Source organism: bacterium (assembly GCA_040757115.1).
Classification (GTDB): domain Bacteria; phylum UBA9089; class CG2-30-40-21; order CG2-30-40-21; family SBAY01; genus JBFLXS01.
In genome coordinates this window covers 1-6,502 of the sequence record JBFLYA010000212.1, presented here as the reverse complement: position 1 = coordinate 6,502, position 6,502 = coordinate 1, and the positions used below count along the sequence as shown (strand labels likewise).

The following is a 6,502-nucleotide window of genomic DNA, read 5'->3' as shown; positions in this document are numbered from 1 at the left end:
CAATCGAAGCTATAAAAGAAAAACCGATAAGGACCTGGGATATTTTTAATTGTTGGCATTGTATAATTTACCCTCTCCTCGTATGTCAGTTATACACCTAACGATAAAGTTCAGGTGCGGCGGGGAGAATTACCACAAAAGTTTAATAGCAAGATAAAACTTTGAGAGACCACAAAACTCTGACCACGGCACAGTCCCCCGCCGTCAACTGCAACGCAGGGTTAGACAAAAGCTTTGATTCGCTGTCTTTTCCTTTTCCTCTGCCTCACCGAATTATTGTGCATTCCACATTCACGGTCTGACCCTCATATCTCCTTTAATTTTTTTTAATTGACCTCAAAGTTGCTTCTTTATCTTGTGTCTCTAACTCCTTGTTATCCAAAGAAATAACTCATACCTAAATCTATACCTCTTGTCAACACTCACTCAAGGTTGACCCTCATCTCCCCCTAATCTGTAACTTATTGATAACACACAACTTATTTTTTAGATCATGAACTTGGGTTCGACACGAATTTTTCTTCTCCAAACTCCCAAACCTACTATTGCACAAGTGAATAGTAATACCGTTGCTGGCTCAGGAATCGGAGAATCTACTCTTACATTGTCTACATAGGTAATTCCTCCCCAATAATCGCCAAATCCAATTCTACCACTATTAAATGGGGTACTGCTTGTATCCACAGCCGTGAATAGCCAATTATTCGGATAGGGACTCCCTTGCTCCCATGTTTTTAGATTGAAACTATTCCCTATTGCTTCCAACTCAAAGTTATACCACTTTGAGAGCTCAAAATAATTTGGCCCAAGATCCATACTGACTAAATTGTAATTGGGACCTGTTTGTCGGTAATTCATAAGTCTGATGTGAGAATGATTAGTAAAAACATTCTGGGCTTGAATGATAAGATAATAGCCGGAATGAGCCTCTATAGGAGAAAGATCGCCACAGCGAAAGCATACGTGCCGGATGTCTACATGCCAACCCTGGTTCTTAAATTGCATACTCCAGTTGAAGGTGAAGTCTGAAAAATCGTTTTTTTGGGTAACGATGTCCAGATGTCGATCCCCAGCTCCCATGTGTGGTTGAGCGGTAATAAATTTATTGCTCGCATCTCCTGCTAATACCCAAGTCGCACCTGCAATGGTTTCTGTTTTCCATTTTGTTGCTAAATCCAAGCCTGATTCGAAATCGTCACTAAATAAAGTATAGGCAGCCGTTTCCCTCATCAAACCACAACTTAAAAACACTACAGCCAACACGCTTATCACCAATAACCTATTTGTCTTCCTTGATAAAAATAACATCTCTTTGTCCTCCTTTCTCAAAGATTATTTGATTCTTTAAAAATCAACTCACTTCCACCGATATATAAACGAATAATATTTTTGTAATTATTCGATAAATTTCTTCTATTTCGCACCTTTTTATGGGATGGTGAATAAGGATAAACTTAGCCCATCAGACTTTCTAATCAGGCACAAAAAAAGCACGCTAAATCTCACCTGCTATCTATAAAAACAACGCTTTCGGATAAAATTGAGGGTTGATTCCTAACCTATCCTGAATCAAGTTCAGGACCAGCACAGGTTTATTAGCCTTCACACACCTCGAACCTTTCTTTCACCCCCACTTTTTAACGGAACTTCCCCTCTATTTAAAGGCAAAAATTTAGCACAACCATCTGATTTTCAATAAGATATAGCGATATCTCTTTTTTTTGATTCCTATCTACAATTGAAAGGGGGATTTAATTCCTAATCCCTTATGATTATATAATAGCATATTTAATATTTGCTAACTTTATTAGATATTTCATCAAATTTTATTTCGTGTCCTTCGTGGTTTAATCTCTTTTAGTCTAACGATAGAGCTCACCTGCTGCGGGGCGGATTACCACCAAACTTTGTAAACAAGATAAAAGCTTGAGATACCACAAAACTCTAATTACGGCACAGCCCCCGCAGTCAGGTGCAGCGAATGGTTAGAAAAAGCTGCACTTCGCCGTCTGTTTCTTCTTGCTTCCTCTATCTTACCTAACTATCACCTTTCAGTAGACTTTCTTAGCTTCCCCCTGTTGCTTCTAATGGATAAGCAACTCTTTCAAGAAAGCATCAATCTCGTAGGCATGGTATAGACCACTAAAGGAGCAAATATTCTCACCGAAACTTCCACCAGGAATAACTCCTCCTTACTCCTTCTTGTCTGCCCGGCCTGTCTAACGACCAAGCTCAGCCGCCGAGCAAAGCGAGGTCGGCTGCAGCGAGTTGTTAGACAACAAAATAATCTTTCAATTCAAACTAACATTAGCCTTTAGTGCCAAATCTTTCATTATTCCTTTCAAAACTTTTGCTTTTGATTTTATATCAGATTTATCTACTTTTTCTCTTACAAGTTTTTCTTTCGCTTCTTTTATTGCCTTGTTAATCAACTCAAGCGACATCCTTTCACAGACTTTACAGTAAAAATTCATTGATCGGCCTTCATTATAATTCTGTAGTAACTCTTCTACTAATCTTTGTCTTTCTTTTTGTTCTTGTAACCAATGTTCTAAACCGACTTCTTTAATTTGGCGTAAATTATCAGCGGCTGGAATCCATTCTGTAACTTTTCTTCTTTGGAAAATTTCACAACTAAATATTTCACTACATTCGGTACAAGTCTCAAATCCACGCTTCGTTACACAGCAGTTCCAAATATTGCACCATGAATGTTGTTCACCCAATTTGCAACCAATACATCTGCTTGGTGCTTTTGATTGGTACTTGTTGCATAACCCGCAATATATTCCACAGCACCCGATGAGACTTTTTGCTTCGTCATTTTTCATTTTTACTCCTATTTAATTTTTATCCCTTTACAAGTAGAACTTTGGCTTTCATCACAGAAGTTTGTTTTCCTTTGTATTGAACGAGTATTTCAAGATTTTGCGTCATACTACCACTTAACCATGGGGGGTGGGCTTTATAGATTCCATCACGACAAACTAATATTTCCTCATTGTATCCTTTAATTCCTTCCACGGTTATTCGTAGAATAACGACTGCATCAGTAATTAATCGACCATTTGTATCTTCTCCTTCAAATAGTCTAATGGCGATATTGTCACTGACGATGTCAAGATTAAACTCTATTGAGGGTTTATCTTTAATATCCCTATAATAAGTCCTCTGTGGAATACTCAATTGAAAACTCATTCCATTGAACTTTTTAATAAGTTCTTTAGTCTTTATCTCTTGAGTCCTACCACAGCCTATTACTATAATTATTATTATACTTATTATTATCCTTTTTACCATTAAAAATCCCTCAAAAGTTTATTTTCTTTATATATAGGAAACAAATGGATTGCCTAACGATAAAGTTCAGGTGCGGCGGGGAGGATTACCACAAAAGTTTGATAGCAAGATAAAACTTTGAGAGACCACAAAACTCTGACCACGGCACAGTCCCCCGCCGTCAACTGCAACGCAGGGTTAGACAAAAGCTCTGATTCGCTGTCTTTTCCTTTTCCTCTGCCTCACCGAATTATTGTGCATTCCACATTCACGGTCTGACCCTAATATCTCCCCCGGTCTGACCCTAATATCTCCCATCGCATATTCACAGCCAACTATAAATTTTATTGTCTGAGGAATATCCGTATCTTCTAATTTAAAGGTTGTGCAGTTTGCTATTTTGGATAATGGAGACCAATTTGATGTTTCATCTGAGGTTTTAATCGCAAAGTAGTAGGTAGTTTGAGGAGATAAATTTCCTATCGTCCATCGCTCAAGGGTTCCTGAACTCCCTGGTTTTGGCTCTTTTTCTACCTGGATAGTATCATCCCAATTCTCATCTGTAATTGGAACAAGGGAATAGCGAATATCATAGGTCGTCACACTTCCTCCTGGAGTAGTCCAGGTTAAGGAAATAGAATCCTGTCTTTTATGGACAACCGTTAAATCTTTAATAGAAGTAGGCGGGACTATCTCTTTAAGAGCTGGCGTCAAGATACCTTCTGAAGTTTGATTAAAAATGTCCTCAAAAGACAGAGTAGATGAAGTAGAAGGAAGAGAGGATGTGCTTGAAACAGTTGTCGTTGGTAAAGTTATAGTTAACTCATCTAATTCTAACTTATCCGCCGCATAAGTATAAAAATCCCCACCTAAATAAATAGCAATAACTAATCTTATGATATTTTTTAACATCATTATTAACCCCCTGAAAGGTAAGCGTTCAGCGGTCAGCCATCAGTTGTCAGCATTTAGCCATCTTTCAAAAACTGAATGCTGAACGCTTACATATTTTTATATTATACCTTAAATTAAGATTAATTGCAAGTATTTTTTTTACCTGGAACTGTGATTTAGACAGTAGACTATAGACATCAGACCTCAGACTAAAGCGGGCAGAAATTGCAGAAGAATGTTGGAAGAGTTGGAAGTGTTGAAAGTGTTGAAGGAGTTGGAAGTGTTGAAAACATTTCCTTAACTGACACTGACACTGATACTGTCACTGACATAGGTAAGGCTCAGGAAAAATTCAGGGAGTGAAGTTTTGAGGATGGTTTCCCAAATGTCACTAATTTCCTGCATAAATAGAATCTATAGTCTTGTGTCTGATGTCCAGTGTCTGAATCACAGGCAGTAGGCAAATTTCTATTGACATGAGTTAAAATCTTTGGTAAAATATCTCCATAATGAGCAAAAGTGAATCTAATATTCGAATTCGAGCAAAACGAAAATCTTGCGAAGCAAAAAATATCCAAAAAACAAATTCTTATCAGTTGGAAAAGATTATGCGTCTGGATAAAGAGGAAAAGGAGGCATTAAAGTTTGCTTTAACTGATTTCAAAGGAGCAGTTTATCTATTTGGTTCAAGGCTTGATGAGACAAAAAAAGGAGGAGATATAGATATCCTCCTCATTTCTCAAGAAAAGATAAATCCTTTAAAGTTATCTCTTAAGATTCAAGCAAGATTTTTTCTAAGATGTGAGGAAAAGATTGATATTATTGTTTATGACGATAAAAGTGCTTTTTGCCAGGAGGTATTAAAAAATGCAAAAAGGCTTGATATTACAGGAATTTGAACATCTAAAAAAAGCAATAACCTTATTGAAGGCTTCTATAAGTAAGTATTAACCAAAAGTTCACATTAGTATTGTTGATAGTTGATAGTTGATGGTTGATAGTCTATGAAACTATCAACTATAAACTATCAACCATCAACCCTGTTGCTATATCTGTTCTATGAGAAATTTTCGTTAATAACTACTATATTATACGAGGAGGTAAAGAAAACTATGTCGCATTTTACTCGCATCAAAACAAAACTTGTAAAAAACGAAGTAACTATTCACCACGAAGGGTACGGAGAGCACGAAGTGAAATTTGATGAATTATCGAATAGAGTCATTGGATGCGCTATAGCGGTGCATCGAACTCTTGGGCCAGGTTTGCTTGACACCGTGAAGAGTGATAATTCACAATTCACAATTGACAATTCACCATTCACCATTATTAAGGAAATTTAGGGAAGAAATTGTGAATGGTGAATGGTGAATAGTTACAAAAAGAACATTTACTAAAAGCCCTGCAAGACCTTGGATATCAACCCGTAGAAGACAGAGTCAAGAAACGGGGATACGGTGGGATGACCACAGAGGTTGACTTGATGATTCCAACAAAAAATCCCGGCTATGATATTGGATTCAAAATAAATAAAGGCGTGTTTGAGCTTGTGGCTGACTGGTATGGAATACACGACATAAAACAAAATGAGTTTCTTAGTCAAGAAGTAACCCTAAAAGGTCGCATTGATAAGAGAAAGGAGTGACAGAATGAGGACACAACAAACATCAGTAATGGAACTTAAAAAAGTAATTAGAGAGGTCTTTATTAGCGTGTTAAGTGAAAGAAAAGATTTGTTAGAAGATGCAGTATCTGAAGCTATTTTGGATATGAAATTTGGTCTGGCAATAGAAGAAGGAGATATAGGTGAATATGTCTCTGAAAAAGAGATTCTGGCAAAGTTGGAAGGATAATCTATGAAGATAAAATACACAAAGAAATTTAGTCAAGATATTGATAAGATTAAGAATCAGACTACCGTAAAAAAACGCCTCTGGAAACTTATTCAACAGATCAAAGAAACTAAAGAACTGACTACGCTGAAGGATGTTAAAAAGATACAGGGTTACACAGAATATTTTAGAATTAAGGTTGGGGATTATCGTCTGGGTGTGAAAATGAAAAGGGATACCGTTGATATGGTACGCTTTTTACACCGCAAGGAAATTTACAGATATTTCCCATAATAGTAAAAGCATCAAGATTGTAAGGCAAGCAAGAAGCAACCCTAAAGGGTCGCCCTACGAAAAATATAGCGGTTATTAACTGGAAGTCTACATAGGATAATACCCATAAATAAGGCAGGAGAATAATCGTTCCGTTAGGAACATAATATCGGTAGAAATAGATAGACAAATCAATCAGTTCCGTAGGAACGATATATTGGTAG

10 protein-coding genes are annotated in these 6,502 nt (G+C 37.0%); 6 read left to right on the top strand and 4 right to left on the bottom strand.

What is annotated here, in order from left to right; translation table 11 throughout:
* Nucleotides 1–486: 486 nt before the first annotated feature.
* From AB1422_15095 to AB1422_15080, 4 genes are all read right to left on the bottom strand, one after another.
* Nucleotides 487–1,308, bottom strand: a complete 822-nt coding sequence (locus AB1422_15095; protein ID MEW6620638.1) for a PEP-CTERM sorting domain-containing protein — start codon at nucleotides 1,306–1,308, stop codon at nucleotides 487–489.
* Between the two features lie 983 nt (nucleotides 1,309–2,291).
* Nucleotides 2,292–2,831, bottom strand: a complete 540-nt coding sequence (locus tag AB1422_15090; protein MEW6620637.1) for a DUF3795 domain-containing protein — start codon at nucleotides 2,829–2,831, stop codon at nucleotides 2,292–2,294.
* Nucleotides 2,832–2,850: 19 nt separating this feature from the next.
* The gene (locus AB1422_15085; GenBank protein ID MEW6620636.1) at nucleotides 2,851–3,300 is read right to left on the bottom strand and encodes a hypothetical protein; all 450 of its coding nucleotides are present in this window, start codon (nucleotides 3,298–3,300) and stop codon (nucleotides 2,851–2,853) included.
* A 177-nt stretch (nucleotides 3,301–3,477) separates the two neighbouring features.
* Entirely contained in the window at nucleotides 3,478–4,194 is a 717-nt protein-coding gene (locus AB1422_15080) for a fibronectin type III domain-containing protein (GenBank protein ID MEW6620635.1), read from the bottom strand.
* 204 nt (nucleotides 4,195–4,398) lie between these two features.
* On the opposite strand from AB1422_15080, the gene AB1422_15075 reads away from it, so the two are divergent.
* The 6 genes from AB1422_15075 to AB1422_15050 all read left to right on the top strand — a co-directional run bounded on the left by AB1422_15075 (nucleotide 4,399) and on the right by AB1422_15050 (nucleotide 6,299).
* Entirely contained in the window at nucleotides 4,399–4,536 is a 138-nt protein-coding gene (locus AB1422_15075; GenBank protein MEW6620634.1) for a hypothetical protein, read from the top strand.
* A gap of 146 nt (nucleotides 4,537–4,682) precedes the next feature.
* A complete protein-coding gene (locus tag AB1422_15070) occupies nucleotides 4,683–5,072 on the top strand; it encodes a nucleotidyltransferase domain-containing protein (protein ID MEW6620633.1) in 390 nt (129 codons plus the stop codon).
* A gap of 105 nt (nucleotides 5,073–5,177) precedes the next feature.
* The gene (locus AB1422_15065; GenBank protein MEW6620632.1) at nucleotides 5,178–5,516 is read left to right on the top strand and encodes a hypothetical protein; all 339 of its coding nucleotides are present in this window, start codon (nucleotides 5,178–5,180) and stop codon (nucleotides 5,514–5,516) included.
* 59 nt (nucleotides 5,517–5,575) lie between these two features.
* On the top strand, nucleotides 5,576–5,818 hold the full coding sequence (locus AB1422_15060; GenBank protein ID MEW6620631.1) for a DUF1257 domain-containing protein: 243 nt from the start codon (nucleotides 5,576–5,578) through the stop codon (nucleotides 5,816–5,818).
* A 4-nt stretch (nucleotides 5,819–5,822) separates the two neighbouring features.
* Nucleotides 5,823–6,026: a hypothetical protein gene (locus AB1422_15055; GenBank protein MEW6620630.1), complete on the top strand. Its 204-nt coding sequence runs from the start codon at nucleotides 5,823–5,825 to the stop codon at nucleotides 6,024–6,026.
* 3 nt (nucleotides 6,027–6,029) lie between these two features.
* A complete protein-coding gene (locus AB1422_15050) occupies nucleotides 6,030–6,299 on the top strand; it encodes a type II toxin-antitoxin system RelE/ParE family toxin (GenBank protein MEW6620629.1) in 270 nt (89 codons plus the stop codon).
* Nucleotides 6,300–6,502 lie beyond the last annotated feature (203 nt).